The 15063-nt window shown below is 56.8% G+C and carries 20 protein-coding genes and 1 pseudogene; 15 read left to right on the top strand and 6 right to left on the bottom strand.

The genetic code is table 11. The features are described 5' to 3' along the window. Positions 1-263: 263 nt before the first annotated feature. Complete coding sequence (locus tag F8562_RS16195; RefSeq protein WP_014229435.1) at positions 264-890, top strand: DUF1062 domain-containing protein; 627 nt, start codon at positions 264-266, stop codon at positions 888-890. A gap of 189 nt (positions 891-1079) precedes the next feature. After that, complete coding sequence (locus F8562_RS16190; protein WP_014838537.1) at positions 1080-1688, top strand: DJ-1/PfpI family protein; 609 nt, start codon at positions 1080-1082, stop codon at positions 1686-1688. 145 nt (positions 1689-1833) lie between these two features. On the opposite strand, the gene F8562_RS16185 is transcribed toward F8562_RS16190, so the two are convergent. The 3 genes from F8562_RS16185 to F8562_RS16175 all read right to left on the bottom strand — a co-directional run bounded on the left by F8562_RS16185 (position 1834) and on the right by F8562_RS16175 (position 3532). Beyond that, positions 1834-2226, bottom strand: a complete 393-nt coding sequence (locus F8562_RS16185) for a VOC family protein (protein WP_014838536.1) — start codon at positions 2224-2226, stop codon at positions 1834-1836. Positions 2227-2360: 134 nt separating this feature from the next. Then, the gene (locus F8562_RS16180; protein WP_014838535.1) at positions 2361-2933 is read right to left on the bottom strand and encodes a DUF1349 domain-containing protein; all 573 of its coding nucleotides are present in this window, start codon (positions 2931-2933) and stop codon (positions 2361-2363) included. After that, positions 2933-3532 carry a dienelactone hydrolase family protein gene (locus F8562_RS16175; RefSeq protein WP_094909314.1) on the bottom strand — a complete coding sequence of 200 codons (600 nt, stop codon included), beginning with the start codon at positions 3530-3532 and terminating at the stop codon, positions 2933-2935. Before F8562_RS16175 ends, F8562_RS16180 begins: the two co-directional genes overlap by 1 nt. A gap of 207 nt (positions 3533-3739) precedes the next feature. On the opposite strand from F8562_RS16175, the pseudogene F8562_RS16170 reads away from it, so the two are divergent. From F8562_RS16170 to F8562_RS16150, 5 genes and pseudogenes are all read left to right on the top strand, one after another. Next, a pseudogene (locus F8562_RS16170) lies at positions 3740-4648 on the top strand (LysR substrate-binding domain-containing protein). Between the two features lie 98 nt (positions 4649-4746). Beyond that, complete coding sequence (locus F8562_RS16165) at positions 4747-5343, top strand: NAD(P)H-dependent oxidoreductase (protein ID WP_014838532.1); 597 nt, start codon at positions 4747-4749, stop codon at positions 5341-5343. 21 nt (positions 5344-5364) lie between these two features. Further along, complete coding sequence (locus tag F8562_RS16160) at positions 5365-6165, top strand: carboxymuconolactone decarboxylase family protein (protein WP_014838531.1); 801 nt, start codon at positions 5365-5367, stop codon at positions 6163-6165. Between the two features lie 4 nt (positions 6166-6169). Continuing rightward, positions 6170-6598 carry a cyclophilin-like fold protein gene (locus tag F8562_RS16155; RefSeq protein WP_014229427.1) on the top strand — a complete coding sequence of 143 codons (429 nt, stop codon included), beginning with the start codon at positions 6170-6172 and terminating at the stop codon, positions 6596-6598. Positions 6599-6832: 234 nt separating this feature from the next. Continuing rightward, the gene (locus F8562_RS16150; protein ID WP_014838530.1) at positions 6833-7669 is read left to right on the top strand and encodes an alpha/beta fold hydrolase; all 837 of its coding nucleotides are present in this window, start codon (positions 6833-6835) and stop codon (positions 7667-7669) included. Positions 7670-7710: 41 nt separating this feature from the next. Here F8562_RS16150 and F8562_RS16145 read toward each other — a convergent pair whose 3' ends face one another. Continuing rightward, positions 7711-7929, bottom strand: a complete 219-nt coding sequence (locus tag F8562_RS16145; protein WP_094909316.1) for a YdcH family protein — start codon at positions 7927-7929, stop codon at positions 7711-7713. Between the two features lie 146 nt (positions 7930-8075). Between F8562_RS16145 and F8562_RS16140 the strand changes: the two genes are divergently transcribed. After that, entirely contained in the window at positions 8076-8969 is an 894-nt protein-coding gene (locus F8562_RS16140; RefSeq protein ID WP_014838529.1) for an oxidoreductase, read from the top strand. A 36-nt stretch (positions 8970-9005) separates the two neighbouring features. Here the strand turns inward: F8562_RS16140 and F8562_RS16135 are convergent, their stop codons facing one another. Further along, positions 9006-9254: a hypothetical protein gene (locus F8562_RS16135; RefSeq protein ID WP_014838528.1), complete on the bottom strand. Its 249-nt coding sequence runs from the start codon at positions 9252-9254 to the stop codon at positions 9006-9008. 360 nt (positions 9255-9614) lie between these two features. On the opposite strand from F8562_RS16135, the gene F8562_RS16130 reads away from it, so the two are divergent. From F8562_RS16130 to F8562_RS16100, 7 genes are read left to right on the top strand one after another with little or no spacing between them, the layout of a single operon-like run. Further along, positions 9615-10586: a phosphotriesterase gene (locus F8562_RS16130; protein WP_014229420.1), complete on the top strand. Its 972-nt coding sequence runs from the start codon at positions 9615-9617 to the stop codon at positions 10584-10586. A gap of 9 nt (positions 10587-10595) precedes the next feature. Continuing rightward, positions 10596-11336: a creatininase family protein gene (locus F8562_RS16125; protein WP_014229419.1), complete on the top strand. Its 741-nt coding sequence runs from the start codon at positions 10596-10598 to the stop codon at positions 11334-11336. Further along, positions 11329-11772, top strand: a complete 444-nt coding sequence (locus F8562_RS16120; protein ID WP_014229418.1) for a PTS sugar transporter subunit IIA — start codon at positions 11329-11331, stop codon at positions 11770-11772. Before F8562_RS16125 ends, F8562_RS16120 begins: the two co-directional genes overlap by 8 nt. Positions 11773-11797: 25 nt before the next feature. Continuing rightward, entirely contained in the window at positions 11798-12085 is a 288-nt protein-coding gene (locus tag F8562_RS16115) for a PTS sugar transporter subunit IIB (protein WP_004851015.1), read from the top strand. Further along, positions 12082-13392 (top strand): PTS ascorbate transporter subunit IIC, encoded by a 1311-nt coding sequence (locus F8562_RS16110; RefSeq protein WP_004851013.1) that lies wholly within the window; start codon positions 12082-12084, stop codon positions 13390-13392. The genes F8562_RS16115 and F8562_RS16110 overlap by 4 nt, the downstream gene beginning before the upstream one ends. Before the next feature lie 16 nt (positions 13393-13408). After that, on the top strand, positions 13409-14149 hold the full coding sequence (locus F8562_RS16105) for a sugar isomerase domain-containing protein (protein WP_014838526.1): 741 nt from the start codon (positions 13409-13411) through the stop codon (positions 14147-14149). A gap of 14 nt (positions 14150-14163) precedes the next feature. Continuing rightward, positions 14164-14919, top strand: coding sequence for a GntR family transcriptional regulator (locus tag F8562_RS16100; RefSeq protein ID WP_004851009.1), 756 nt, complete (start codon positions 14164-14166; stop codon positions 14917-14919). On the opposite strand, the gene F8562_RS16095 is transcribed toward F8562_RS16100, so the two are convergent. After that, positions 14916-15041, bottom strand: coding sequence for a helix-turn-helix domain-containing protein (locus F8562_RS16095; protein WP_014838525.1), 126 nt, complete (start codon positions 15039-15041; stop codon positions 14916-14918). The two genes, F8562_RS16100 and F8562_RS16095, sit on opposite strands and share 4 nt — an antisense overlap. Positions 15042-15063: the final 22 nt, after the last annotated feature.

The following is a 15063-nucleotide window of genomic DNA, read 5'->3' as shown; positions in this document are numbered from 1 at the left end:
GTGAGCCGCTTCTCGTTTTGTGAACAGAAGGTAAATAACGTCGTTTGTGAATGATTTCTATGTATTTATTGATTTAATGCATATTTAGCCCGCTTGCCGCTTTGCTACTCTTGAACGCATTCATTCACGGTCAGACAGGGTCGTCGCGTTGGAAATCTTTTTTTAACCCACTGAAAAGTATTCTCTAAATATTTTTCACATCGCAAAAATCACGGTCCGTTTTCCACGGATCCGCTTTTGTATGGGTTAAAAAAAGGTTCACCATGAAAATTACATGGAACGTCAGGCCAGTCGGCTATCAGCTGATTAGCAAGCGCTGCCCCGCCTGTCATGGGCAGCAGGATTTCACCCCATCCGGTGCCTTCCGGGTCAACTCGCAAAAAAAAGTGCTCGATGTCTGGAGTATCTATAAGTGCGTGCGCTGCGCGTATACCTGGAACATCAGCCTGTTCTCGCGTTTGCCCGTCAGCAAAATCAATCCGCAGCTCTACGCGCGACTTATCGCTAACGATAAATCTGCCGTCGAGGCTTACTCTCACGATCCGGTCGTTCTGCGGCGTAATCGCGCGGCGCTATCGGGTACGCCTGACTTTGTGGTTCAGGAACGCTGGCGCATCAACCTTGTTCGCGCTTCTCAGGTGAGGGTGGATGTCAGGGTCACGCGCGCCTTTCAGACCAGCCTGCTGTCGGTCCTGAGACGAGCGCTGCGGCTGAGCGGTAGCGCGATCCGTCAACGTCTTCAATCGGGAGATATCGTCGGTATTACGCTGAAAGAACTGCGGGCGCCCAGGCTGCGGCCGGAGGGATATACGCTGTACATCACGAGGGAGGTTCTCCTGGCGCGCAGGCCTATTTCATTAAACGCGGGCTCAGCGCGCGGGAGACGATAGCCATTGCCCCGGATAGTTTTCTATCCGGGGAGCTGACTCGCAAAAATCGATTCGGGTTGCCGCAAGGAGCAAAATAGCCTTGCCTTTTATACTGTGAATTTATACAGTTTTTGGCGGCGGTACGGCGATAGTGTCCATCGGTATCCCGGATGCTGCGACGGCAAATTCTGTTAATAAAAGGAGAGTGCGATGTCTATGGATACGCGTAAAGAAGTGCTGTTTGTCCTCATCCAGGAGTACGCCGACTGGGAGTTCGCGCTGCTGGCACCGGGGCTGCGCCGCGGGTTTGGCGTATGGGAACCGCGATACGAAGTCAGAACCGTGGCTGCCGATGAGGGGCCGGTGAGGTCAATTGGCGGGGTGCGCTGCCTGCCGGATTATACCTTCGAGACGATACCCGATGATTACGCCGCGCTGGTGCTGGTGGGCGGAATGAACTGGTGGGGAGAGGAGGCCCGGCGGGTTGTACCTCTGGTAGAACAAGCGCAGGCCCGGCAGATTGTGGTAGGCGCGATATGCGACGCTTCGGCCTTTCTTGGCGCGCATGGCTTTCTCAATGATGTCGACCACACCTCGAACGGGCTGGCCTACCTGCAGAGCCGGGCGGGGTCAGCCTACAGCGGCGCCGCGCGGTACAGAAACGAGCCTTCGGTACGCGACGGTAACCTGGTGACCGCCAACGGCGTTGGCTTTGTGGATTTTACCTGCAATATGCTGTCTGCCTTAAAGGCGGCCCGCCAGCAAGAGATCGAAGCCATGAGGGAGACGTTCAGGTCGGGAATGTTTACGGAAGGCTGATGCAGACAAGGCCGCGATTTGCATGGCCATTTGCCGAAATCGAATCATCTGGCTGAGAGCATCCGTCGCTATATTGAGAGTTGCCAGGGTTGTTGCGCAGGGTTTCGCCATGCGCTAACCCTGCCTTAACTTTCCGGCGTGGGGTTTAGTCTGCGTTTGCGTAATAAACAAACGCCAGCTTATTGCCGTCCGGATCTCTGACGTAGGCGCTGTGGAAACCTTCACCGTACTGCGGGCGATGTCCTGGGGCGCCTTCATCACTTCCTCCCAGGCGTAGCGCCAGCTGATGCAGCTGCTGAATATGCTCAACCGAACGTGCGTTCAGGGCCACCATAGCGCCGTTGCCCGCTGTTGCCTGCTGCTGGTTGAACGGTTTGCCAACGCACAGCCCGATGGTGCGGTTTCCGCTGAATGTCCCCCACGATGCGCCTAGCTCGCTGCGGCCGCTCCGGGGCTGCCCCAGCATCTCCATCAACGGGTCGTAAAAACGAATCGCGCGCGGCAGATCGTTAGTGCCGAGCATGATGTAGGAAAACATGGCTCCTCCTCATTTTTCGCCTGAAAGCTGCTGCCAATCTAGCAGCAAGGCGCGAGCACGGGCAGCCCGGGGAGTCAGAAATCATACCTCCGTCGCGATTCTTCAGCGATTTTGCCCGCGCGCGAGCCGGCTGCTCAGCTCAGATCGTGCAAATCTTTATCATTCGGCGGCAGCAGTGATATCTGGTCGAAAGTAACCCGCAGGCCGCTGCGCTGCGGCGTGCAGCACATGATGCCGACCTTCGCCGCGCCGCCCGGAAAAGGGCACAGCCGCAGCAGCGGCCACAGTTGACCGTCCGTTGAATACTGCAGGCGCAGCGCTTCTCCGCGGCGGGTCAGACGCAGCCAGAACTCACCGGGGTCGCCCGGGAAAATACCGGTTGCCCAGTCTGATGTTTCCTGCGTCAATACGCTACCGATAGCGGGCGCGCCGTCGTTGTACTCGATACCGGCCTTAATCCAGCGCCTGGCGTCCTGCATTAACATGATCCCTGCCTGGTCATACAGCGTACTGAAATCTGCTCGCACCCTTACCTGAAAGGTGAAGTCCCCCGCGGCTTCCGTGGCGTAGATATGCCCGGAAAAACGCTCAAACCCGTACCAGGTTTCGCGCCAGAAGTCGGTTTGCGCATCGGTGACAACGCGCAGTTCGCCGTCCTCTTCTGACCATGTCGCGGGTTCGTTAATCCATTGAAATATCTGATGCATCAGGCCTCCTGTCTTTGCTGAATAAGCGTTAAAAACCGCAGCGTGTCTTCGTCCGCCTGCTGCGCAAGGCGCGCATCCCACGCCGGACTGTCGGCATCGCAAAAGCCGTGCTGCGCATTGAACATCCGGCAGGCCACGGAGGGATATTTCTCCAGCTCGTTTTGCAGGGCGCGGGGATCGAACGCCGGTTCATGGCGGGCGAGAACCACCTGCGTTGGGCACGGAGGCGCCGCATCGCAGTACTGGCGGATCCGTGAACCGTAGTGGCAAACCGCACCGTCGCAGAGTCCGCTTCTGGCGGCCAGCCAGGCTAAGGTGGCGCCTACGCTGTAGCCGATAAGGATTAGCGTGCCGTATTTCGCTCTTAGTTCGGCCAGCAGCGACACGATGGCGGCGGTATCAAATCCGACGTTATCGGAAAAGTGGTGCCAGGCCTGCTCCTGCTGCTCATAGGCGAACGGCGCAGAGTGAGGGAAAAACGCTGGCGTGTACGCATCGAAGCCGCGGCTGCGCCAGGTCGCGGCGGATCGCTGAATATGCGCGTTGATGCCGTAGATTTCATGCAGCAGGACGATGGCTTTATCGCAATCAGGTAACATAAATGCGCCTCTGGCGGATAAAATGGGTTTTCTCCGGTCGGAAGGTCAGTTTATCAAGGCTGACGCCTGTAGTATAAACATACCGCCCGGAAGATTGCTCGTGCATCCAGGTCTTTGATTTTCCTGGTCGGATCAACGTCACGATACGCCATCACATCAAGGTAACGTTGTTTTTCAGATTAATTTCTATCCAGTTAGCGAGACCGTATGAATGTAACCCGTGCCGACATGGCCGATCTTGTCTATTTTTTCGCCATCTCCCGCCATCAGAGTTTTAGTAAAGCTGCCGTTGAACTTGGGGTGAGCGCATCGACGCTGAGCCACGCGATCAAGGGATTTGAGGCGCGGCTGGGTGTGCGTCTGCTGAACCGCACGACCAAAAGCGTTTCCCTGACGGCGGCCGGTTAAAGTCTGATCAACGCGGTAAGCGAGCCGCTCGCTTCAATCGATGTCGCGATTGAACAGCTCAATCCGTACCGCGACTCGCCTGCGGGACATATTCGGCTCAACGTCGCCGTTGAGGCGGCCACGCTGCTGCTGGCCCCGGTCCTGCCTGTTTTTGCTGAACGTTACCCCGATATTGAGCTGGATATCGTGGCCAGCAACCGCATTGTTGATGTAACGGAAGCGCGGTTTGACGCAGGGATCCGCTATGGCGGAACCGTGCCTGAAGATATGGTGGCGCAGCGGCTGTCTGCCGATGTGCGCTGGGTGGTCGCCGCATCCCCGGAATATCTTGCCCGCTTTGGCGAGCCCCGGCATCCTCACGATCTTCAACAGCACCGCTGCGTCAGCAATCGTCTGGGAAACAACCGCATTTATAAATGGGAGTTTGAACGTGGCGAAGAGCAGCTCACCGTCAAAGTACCGCCGCTGTTAACGGTCGATCTGGCGGAGACGGGCGTGGTGGCCATTCTGCAGGGGTTTGGCCTGATGTACCTGCCGGAACCGCTGATAGCAGAGCACGTCAGCACAGGGCGCCTGCGTCTGGTGCTGACCGACTGGGCCTCATACGGACCGGGATTCTATATCTATTACTCCAGCCGTCATCAGGTTCCCACCGGGCTGCGCCTGTTAATCTCCCTTGTGCGGGAAATGAAGCCGCTCGGTCTGTAGCCCGATTGATGAAAATAACTCACAGCCCCATTCGATAGCGAGGGCTGGCTCCTTCTTATTCCGCGCCTTACCCTGTGGCAAAAGAGAAGGAGAGCTTGATGAACTATTCGCGCCGCTGTATTCCCGGTCTGTTCTGGCTTTTGGCCGTCACCGCGTTTCTGTTTAGCTTTACCTCTACCAGCCGTGCCGCAGAGGCTAATACGCTGGTTATCGTCTCTCATCCGTATCCTGAGCAATCGGTCATGACCAAAGGTCTTGAGGCCGCAGCGCAAAGCGTACCCGGCGTGACCGTACGCAATCTCGAGGCGCTTTACGGTTTTGATACCCGAAATATCAATGCCGATGAAGAGCGAAGGCTCATGCGGGAACACTCGCGCATCGTTTTTATCTTCCCGACCCACTGGTTCAACATCACCCCGATGATGAAGGCCTGGCTGAACGATACCTGGGGCAGCGTAGGGCCGGGAGTATGGCAGGGCAAAGAGATGCTGATTGTCACGACGGCCGCAGGCGGTGACGCGACATACGGCGAGACCGGGCGAACGGGCGTCAGCCTGGCCGACGTCTTTACGCCAATGAAGGCCAGCGCGCTGCATGCGGGAATGACCTGGCTGCCTCCGCTGGTTTTTCAGCGTGCCAGCCGCGATCAACTGCCTGAATACCAGCGTCAACTGGTGGAAAGGCTGAAGAATTAACGTGTCGGAAAGGTGTTCAGGATGAAAGCTTTTATTGCCGTAGCTGCAATGTCGTTAATGCTGGGCGCGCCAGCCCTGGCAGAAGAAAAAAGAGGTGAAAAAATGGCTCCACGTAGTCCATCCGTATTGTCCGCTGAGGATATTCAATCCGTCGCGCCGGCGCTTGCCCGTTTCGGCAGCGAGGTGCTGATAGGGGATCTCTGGCAGAGAACAGAACTCTCGCATCGCGACCGCAGCATCGTGACCGTGGCGATTCTTATCGCCCGTAATCAGCCGGCGGAGCTAAAACATAACGTTGAAGTTGCTCTGGATAACGACGTCACGGCGGCTGAAATCTCAGAGATCGTCACGCATCTGGCTTTTTATTCCGGCTGGCCCAACGCGATGGCCGCCGTTGCGGTGACGAAAGATATTTTTGTCGCGCGCGGCATTGGCCGCGAGCAGCTGGCTGCTGCCTCCCCGGAGCTGCTCCCTCTTAATCAGGCGGCGGAGAACCAGCGTTCAACAACCGTAGAACAGAACTTCGGCGTGATTTCCCCTGGACTGGTGAAGTTTACGACTCAACCGCTGTTTCTTGACCTGTGGCAGCGACCGGGGCTGAAGCCGCGCGACCGCAGCCTGGTCACGGTCAGCGCGTTGATTGCCGCCGGGCAAAGCGCGCAAATTGGCTACCATCTTAACCGGGCGATGGATAACGGCCTCACCGCGCAAGAGGCGGGGGAGATCGTTGCGCATGCTGCTTTCTATGCCGGCTGGCCAAATGCCTTTTCAGCGGTAGCGGTGGTGAGTGAAGTCCTGCGCGCTCGTGGCCTGGCAGAGTGAGCGGATGTTCAACTCTCTTAGCGCCACGCTATTGATTTTTATTGCTACGACGGGGGCGGCATTTGCCGCCGGGCGGGAGAACGCGGTGAAGATTCAGTTTGAGTTCAATGGCGCCACGGTTGTCGGCTCGCTGGATGAGAGCGCAGCGGCTAATGAGTTCCTGGCGCAGCTGCCGATGACGGTGAAGCTCGAGGATTATGGTTCCACGGAAAAAATCGCCTGGCTGCCGACGAAACTGCGCCACGCGGACTCTGGCGCCTCAATGACCCCACGGCGCGGCGACATCGCCTATTACGCGCCGTGGGGCAATCTGGCCATTTTTCGCGAGGATTTTCGCCACTCCCCCGGGCTGATAAGCCTCGGGCGGATAGAGGAGGGACTCGCCGCGCTCGACCAGGCGGGAGCCGAAACGGTAACCATCCGGCGTTATTAAGTTCGTGCTGCGTTAAATTTTCCTTTCTGCATGCTTAAATGGGCTGTTTACAGCCCATTTATCGGATACAAAGCGAACGCTCAGTATCGACAAAAATCATCTACACTTTTCCAGCCAGGTCATTTTCACACCTAACGAGACGCTATCGTCCGGACATAGCATCCCGCCCTAAGACCCGACCCACTGCAGGCGTCAGGCCCGCAGCCTTGTTTTCTCACGAGAGGAGTTTGTAACATGGCATTTGTGACAACCAAAGACGGCGTCAATATCTTCTTTAAAGACTGGGGCCCGAAGGAGGCGCAGCCGATCGTATTCCATCATGGCTGGCCTTTAAGCGCCGATGATTGGGATAACCAGATGCTGTTTTTCCTGGCAGAAGGGTTCCGGGTGATTGCGATTGACCGACGCGGTCATGGTCGTTCAGATCAGGTGAGTGACGGTCACGATATGGATCATTATGCCGCCGATGCCTCTGCGGTGGCGGAGCATCTGGATCTGCATAACGCCGTGCATATCGGGCATTCCACCGGCGGCGGGCAGGTTGCGCGCTACGTTGCGCAGTATGGTCAGCCGCAGGGGCGCGTGGCCAAAGCGGTGCTGATCAGCGCGGTTCCGCCATTGATGGTAAAAACGGAGAGTAATCCGGGCGGTACGCCAATCGAGGTGTTTGATGGTTTTCGCAAAGCGCTGGCCGCCAACCGCTCGCAGTTTTATCTCGACGTAGCGTCCGGGCCGTTCTACGGCTTTAACCGTGAAGGCGCGGAGGTGTCCCAGGGCACGATTCAGAACTGGTGGCGGCAGGGCATGACCGGTAGCGCAAAAGCGCACTATGAGGGGATTAAGGCGTTTTCTGAAACCGACCAGACCGAAGATTTAAAAGCCATTACGCTGCCGGTGCTGGTGATGCAGGGCGATGACGACCAGGTTGTGCCTTATCAAAACGCCGCGATACTGCAGGATAAGCTGCTGCCGAACAGCCAGCTAAAAATTTATCCCGGCTTTCCGCACGGTATGCATACCTCGCACGCCGATGTGATTAACGCCGATCTGCTGGCGTTTATTCGCTCGTAGCCTGGTGCTATAAGAAGGCCGCCATCCGGCGGCCTTATCGTTTACATCAGGCTTTCATGCTGGAGGATTTTGAGCATTTCGTCCTTCAACATAAGTTTTTCTTTCTTCATCTGTACAAGCTCGAGACTGTATCCTTTGCCATCGACTCCTTCTATGCGCGAAATGTCGTGATCGAGTGCATTATGTTTTTCGAATAGCGACTGAAAGCGCGGGTGCCTGGTTTTCAATCGAGAAATCAGCTCTCTGTATTCTGGAAACATGTACCTTCCTTGTTGATGGTGAAAAGTGTGTACGCTGACACACACATTCAGATTACCCATATGAATAAAATGGTAATGCGAACGAAGTCGCGTTTATGTTACGTACCAATGAAATCTCAGGGGCCGGAAGCGGCCTGGAGGCATAGATGACAGTTGAAGAACCTACCGTTGCGCTGATCGGTCCGGGCGCAATTGGTACCACCATCGCCGCGGCGCTGCACGAGGTTGGCCGTACGCCTCTGGTATGCGGCCGCCGCGCGCACCCGCAGCTTTCGCTGCGTTTTGATGGCGGAAATATTGTGGTGCCGGGGCCGGTCTTGACGGAACCAGCATCGGTCGCCGCGCCGTACGACCTGGTATTTGTGGCGGTAAAAGCGACACAAATTGCGGCTATTGCACCGTGGCTGCAAGCGCTGTGTCACGATCGAACGGTAGTCTGCGTGCTCCAAAACGGCGTTGAACAAAAAACGCTGTTCGCGCCGTACGTGGCGGAAGCTACCGTGCTGCCATCGGTCGTCTGGTTCCCCGCCCAGCGTGAACCTGAAGCGTCAGTCTGGCTGCGGGCGAAACCGCGCCTGACGCTGCCGGATGTTGAGGGGGCCGAGCGGGTGCGGCACGCGCTACGGGACACGCGCTGTGAAGTGGATATCAGCGCGGATTTTCTCTCCGTTGCGTGGCGTAAACTGCTGCAGAATGCGGTCGCCGGTCTGATGGTGCTGGCGGGGAGGCGGGCAGGGATGTTTGCCCGCGACGATATCACGGCGCTTGCTTTAGCCTATTTGCAGGAGGGGCTGACGGTGGCGCGCGCCGCAGGCGCCAGCCTGGTCGACGGCGTGCCGCAGGAAATTCTCGCCGGTTTCCACCGAGCGCCTCCGGATTTAAGCACTTCAATACTGACGGATCGCGAGGCCGGGCTGCCGCTGGAGTGGGATATTCGCAACGGGGTCGTTCAGCGATATGGCCGTATTCACCATATCCCCACGCCGTTAAGCGATGTGATTGTGCCGCTGCTGGCCGCCGCCAGCGACGGGCCGGGCTAAAGGCGCGGGACGCCGGCGTGATAACGTTCCCCGGGATCAGATTGATTCCGCCAGCCGGTCGACAACCACTTTGCCGCTATTATCAAACTGGGTGATGCGGTAATTCACGCAATAGGAACGGCGGGTGGTAAATTGATTGAATAACGCCACCCGGCCTTTTTTATCACCATTTTTATTCACAATAATCCATTCGGTGACGTCCGTTGAATTCACTTTACCGCTGCTGGCGTCCTGTTGTTCGACCAGACGATCCTCTTTTTCTACCTTCAAAAAATCACGTAACATTTATTTATCTCCGCTCATCATTGTTTTTAACAATACTCTCTTTATCGATTCATTCAATTAAACATTTTAATCAAAGCTATGAATTATTAGTCAGGAATGAATTGGCTTAGTGAGTGTGTATCCCATTGAATTTAAGTAACATAAATTTAATCACCTCACCCGGGATACGTATGTTTTTCCATGAGTAACGGTTTTTTTATCCCGAATCCATTTATGTGACAACGTCACATAAATGTTAATGTCGACCTACCTCACAGATAGAAATTTTATATGACGGATGCGAACTTGATCACTTGACTGGTCAAGTGGGGCGCGCCTATGTTGAAAGCACCTTCTTATCCGTTCCGGGGAGCAAGAAAAATGGGCATCATTCGAACGTTAAACGGGGATATTTCCGCTAATCAGCTGGGCGTCACCTACAGCCACGACCATATCTACTGTATTCCGCCCTATTGGGCCGAGCGTCAGGATGACGATCTGTTACTCGACGATCCGCAGGCTTCAGAGCGTGAATTAAGCGACTTCCGCCGGGCGGGTGGTAACGCCATCTACGACGCCACCGCGCCGGATTATGGCCGTCAGGCCGCAGCCGTCGCCGCCATGGCGCAGCGCCAGCAGCTGCACATTATCGCCACTGCGGGTTTTAACAAAGGCTTTCTGTGGAGCAGCAAGCGGCCGGGCTCCGCGCAAACTTTCGCCGAATGGATTGCACATTCAGAGGTTGATGAACTGGTTGAACATGTCTGTCGCGAGGTCACTGAGGGGATAGAGGGCACCGAACATCGGGCCGGCGTGGTGAAGTGCGGTACCGGCTATAACGCCATTTCCCCTCTGGAACAAAAAACCATGGAGGTTATCGTTCGCGCCCAGCAGCGCACCGGGGCGCCGATGCACAGCCATACGGAAATGGGGACGATGGGACTCGAGCAGGCGCAGCTCTTTAAAAAATGGGGGCTGGATCTCTCCCGCTTATGTTTTGCTCATATGGATCGCAACCCCGATCCCTGGCTGCACCGTCAGATCGCCAACACCGGGGCGTTTCTCTCTTTCGACGGTATCAGCCGCATAAAATATCACCCAGAGCACATCCGTACCCAGGCCATCCTGGCGCTCTGCCAGCGCGGTTATCAAAAGCAGATCTTAATCGGCGGCGATTTTGCCCGTAAATCCATGAGCGCGCATTACGGCAAAGGGGGGCTGGGACTGAAATTTATTCTTAGCGACTGGCGGCCAAGATTCATTGACGAGGCCCGGGAAGCCGGGTTTGACGGCGAAGCGCTGCTGCATGATTTCTTCGTCGACAACCCGGCGCGTTACCTCGCTTTTGCCTGAGGAGATGTTATGAAGCTGCATCGTTTAAACGAAAGCGAGGCCCGGCGCGCGTTACAAAAGGCGCGGATCGCCTTATTGCCGCTCGGCGCCGTCGAGCCGCACGGCGACCACCTGCCGCTGGATACCGATAACCTGCTGGCCGAGCGGTTTTGCGCGCTGCTTGACGAGCAGCTGGGCGAGTGCGCCCTGAGCCTGCCGGTCGTTTCCTACAGCCAGGTCTGGTCCCTGCGCGGCCATGCGGGCGCGATTGATATCGGTCATGAACGGCTGACGTCGCTGCTGGTGTCGCTGGCGGAAAACATGGCCAGCTACGGTATCACCACCACGGCGGTGATTAACGCGCATTACGGCAATTTTGATGCGATGAAAGCGGCCTCCCGGCAGCTAAAAGAGCAGGGTATTACCTTGCTTAGCTATAGCTGGGCTGGGATGGAGGAGGAGGTAAAACGACGGCAAACCACCGCGGTGGCTTACCCCGGCTATATGCATGCTGATGAGGTCGAAACCTCGCTGATGCTGGCGCTGGCGCCGGAGTTCGTCACCATGACCAACGCCCGCGCGCACTATCCGACTTTCCCGAACAATTTTCGCTATCAGCCGATACCCTGGACCGAGTTTTCTGACTATGCGGTGCTGGGCGATCCAACTGCCGCCAGCGAAGAGAAAGGGCGCGCGTTCGTCCAGCGGGCGCTGGCGACCACGCTTGCCTCTATCCGTCATCACTTAACCCAAGGAGCCTCCGATGATTGAGCGTCAGGCGATACGCGTTGACTGCCCGGCCGCTACACCTGAGGAGGCCATTCGCGAGGCGGGGAACGCGCTGTGCCGCGCGGGAGCCTGTAGCCCGCAATACGTCCAGGCAATGGTCGATAGCTACCGCGAGCTGGGCCCCTATTTTGTCATTGCCCCCGGGCTGGCGCTGCCGCATGCCCGCCCGGAGCAGGGGGCGATGAAAGCGCAGATCAGCGCGGTCAGGCTGCGTGAACCGCTGGCGTTTGGTCATGCGGAAAACGACCCGGTGCAGGTGGTGCTGGGGCTTTCGGCAACCAGCAGCGATGCCCATATCCACCTTATCCAGCATATCGTGACCGTACTCAGCGATGAAAATAACCTGCATACCCTGATGCATTCGAACGATCCAGAACAACTTTATCGGCTGTTAGCCAGCGGCTCGCAGCGTTTGTAGCGTGATGAACACGGAGTGAATAGCGATGAAAATTCTGACAGTCTGTGGTTTAGGTATGGGCTCCAGCCTGATTTTAAAAATGAACGTTGAGGCAGTGTTAAAACAGCACGGGATTCAGGCCTCCGTGGAACATATGGATGTCTCTTCCGCCGCTTCGGCCAACGCCGATGTGGTGATAACCAACGCGGAGCTGGTGGACAACCTTAAGCATCTGTCCTGTCCGGTGGTGGTGGTGAACAACTATATCGATAACGCCGAAATCACCGCGGCGCTGACCCAGGCGAAAATTCTGCCCGCAGGAGAGCCGTCATGAGCGAGTTTCTTGGCGTGCTGCGCTGGATCACCATCAATATATTTGGTGAAGCGTCGATCTTAATTGGCCTGATCGTGCTGCTGGGCCTGGTGCTGCAAAAGAAATCGCTGGCGGACATTGTGTCCGGCACCCTGAAAGGCATTCTGGGCTTTCTGATCATCGGCGCGGGGGCCGGGATTATCGTCTCCGCGCTGCTGATATTTCAGCCGATCTGGACCGAAGTTTTCGGTCTCAGCTCCATGAACCTGACCAATATTATCGGCCAGGCGCGCTTCAGTGAACGCTACGGAAGCAGCGTGACCATCGCCATTGCCGGCGGATTCGCCATCAATTTGCTGCTGGCCCGGCTGACGCGCTTTAAATACATCTACCTGACAGGACATATGATGTTCTGGACGACGATGATCTTTGCCGGGGTGATGGTGAACACCGAGCCCGCTATTTCAGCGGTGCAGCTGACGCTGATGCTAACGGTGATTATGGGGCTCTACTGGACCCTACAGCCCGCGCTGGTTCAGCCCTGGGTGCGTAAAATCACCGGCAACGACAACGTGGCGCTGGGGCATACTTCCGCCTCCGTCGCGCTGCTGGGGGCGATTTTTGGCCAGATTTTCGCCCGCAACAAAATCAGCTCCGAAGATATCAAAGTCCCTAAAAAGCTGGGTTTCCTGCGCGACTCCAACGTGGTGACGGCGTTGACCATGGCGCTGCTGTTCTTTATTGGCACCTTTATTCTGCAGATTAAAGGTACGCCGAAAGCGGCGGAGATCCTGGCGCAATCCGGCGACCTGAGCTTCTACATCTATGCCCTCAAACAATCGCTGATGTTTACCGGCGGCATTGCCGTCGTGCTGCTCGGCGTACGGATGTTTATTGGCGAAATGGTGCCGGCGTTTAACGGCATCGGCTCGCGGCTGGTGCCCGGCGCAAAACCGGCGCTGGACTGCCCGATACTGTTTAACTTTGCGCCAAACGCGGTGGTGCTGGGGTTTGTCGGCGCTTTTGTCGGCTCGCTGCTGTGGCTGACCCTGATCGGCCGCTATACCGGCTACGTTTTTATTCCCAGCATGATTGTGATTTTCTTTCACGCCGGTACGGCGGGGGTCTTCGGCAATATTACCGGAGGCTATAAAGGCGCTCTGCTGGCGGGGTTTATCACCTCGACCGTGGTCGCCTGGGGGCAGTATTTCTGCGTCACCGGCTTTATCGACAATACGATCCCGGATACCGCGCTATGGGCAGGCGACAGCGATATGTTTGTCCTCGCGCCAGTCATTCATCTTTTGACCCGCCTGCTGGCGTTCTGATATCGGGAGGAAGTCTATGAGTCAGGCCCTGAAACAGTACTACAGTCAGATCCGCCAGAAGCTGGCTTTTCTTGAGCAGCGCCCCGATGAACTCACCCGGGCGGCGGAAATCATGTCCCACAGCATTATGGGGCAGCGCAACATCTTCGTCTTTGGCGCCAGCCACGCCGGGATTCTGGCGGAGGAGATGAGCTATCGCGCGGGCGGCCTGGCCATCGTCAATCCGCTTTTTACGCCTGCGCTGATGCTTAACGTCAGGCCGTTAACCCTCACCAGCGCGGTGGAAAATGTGGAGCACCTCGGTCGGGTACTGGTGGAGCAGTCGCCGCTAAGGGCTGAAGATACGCTGCTGATCCATTCGGTGTCGGGACGCAACGCGATTACCATTGATGTCGCGCTGGCGGCGAAAGCGTGCGGCGCAACGGTTATCGCGATTACCAGCCTGGCGACGGCGGCGCGCGTCACGTCGCGCCACTCCAGCGGCAAGCTGCTGGTGGATGTGGCCGATATCACCATTGATAACCACTGCGAATATGGCGATGCGGCGGTGAGCCTGCCGGGGATGGCGCAGAAAGCCGCGCCGCTCTCCACCATCATGGGCGCGACCATCGCCAACAGCCTGGTATTACGTATTTGCGAAATCATGCTGGAAAATGCGCGCACGCCGCCCATTCTCGCCAGCGCAAACATAGACGGTAATCAGGAGATAAATCAGGATATACTTAGCGCTTACAGGAGCCAGATACACTACCTCTGAGTTGGAGCACAAGTATGTTTGAGTCGGATGGACTCCCTCTCTATTTAAGGATAAAAGACGTTATCCTGCAGCGGATCCTCTCTTTTACCTATGACGATAAACTCCCGGGCGAACTGCTGCTCGCCGGGGAGTTTAAGGTCGCGCGCGGTACCATCAAACAGGCGATAGATTCGCTGGCCAGTATTGGCATGGTGTACCGCGAACAGGGTAAAGGGACGTTTATTAACCGCGATGCGCTGCAGAAATACTACACCGACCTCCCGGACGTACTGACCACCTTTGCTCCGCCGGGGGAGATAGCCGTGGAAGTTCTGTCGCTGATTTCGACCATGGCCGACCGCCAGGTGGCGGAGCAAATGGGGCTGGATTTAGGCTGCCAGCTGATGCGTCTGGAGCGGCTGTTAGTGCAGGGCGACCGGCCGGTTGGCCATGTGCTGACCTGGCTTAATGGCCGTATCTATAACGATCTGAGCCACGTGGACGGCAGCCGATCGCTGTATAAGCAGCTGCGGGAAACGTTCGGCTACTCGCCAGCCAACGCCACGGAACGCTATACGCCGGTGTGCTGCGATAGCCGCACGGCGGGATTGCTCAATATTGAACCCGGCCAGGCTCTGTTTCGCATTGAGCGCGTCGCCCGCGATCTGGATGATGTGGTGCTTGAATACAGCGTCACGCATACCCTTGACGCCAGCCTGTCGCTGCAAATCGCCACCAGCCAGAGCAGCATGAGCCAGCAGTGGGCCTGCACGATCGAGAAAGGGCGTTAATCCACCTCCCAGGCGAGAATATCGCCTGGCTGGCACTCCAGCGCCTGGCAGATTTTTGCCAGCGTATCGAAGCGGATACCTTTCTGTACTCTGAAATCATCAGAAGCATAAGGATGCTGCAATTTGGAGTAGTATCATCCACTA

Origin of the sequence: Klebsiella sp. RCJ4, from assembly GCF_009025755.1 — a bacterium.
Classification (GTDB): domain Bacteria; phylum Pseudomonadota; class Gammaproteobacteria; order Enterobacterales; family Enterobacteriaceae; genus Klebsiella; species Klebsiella michiganensis.
Note: the sequence above shows the minus strand (reverse complement) of the source record. Positions and strands in the feature narration are given on the sequence as shown.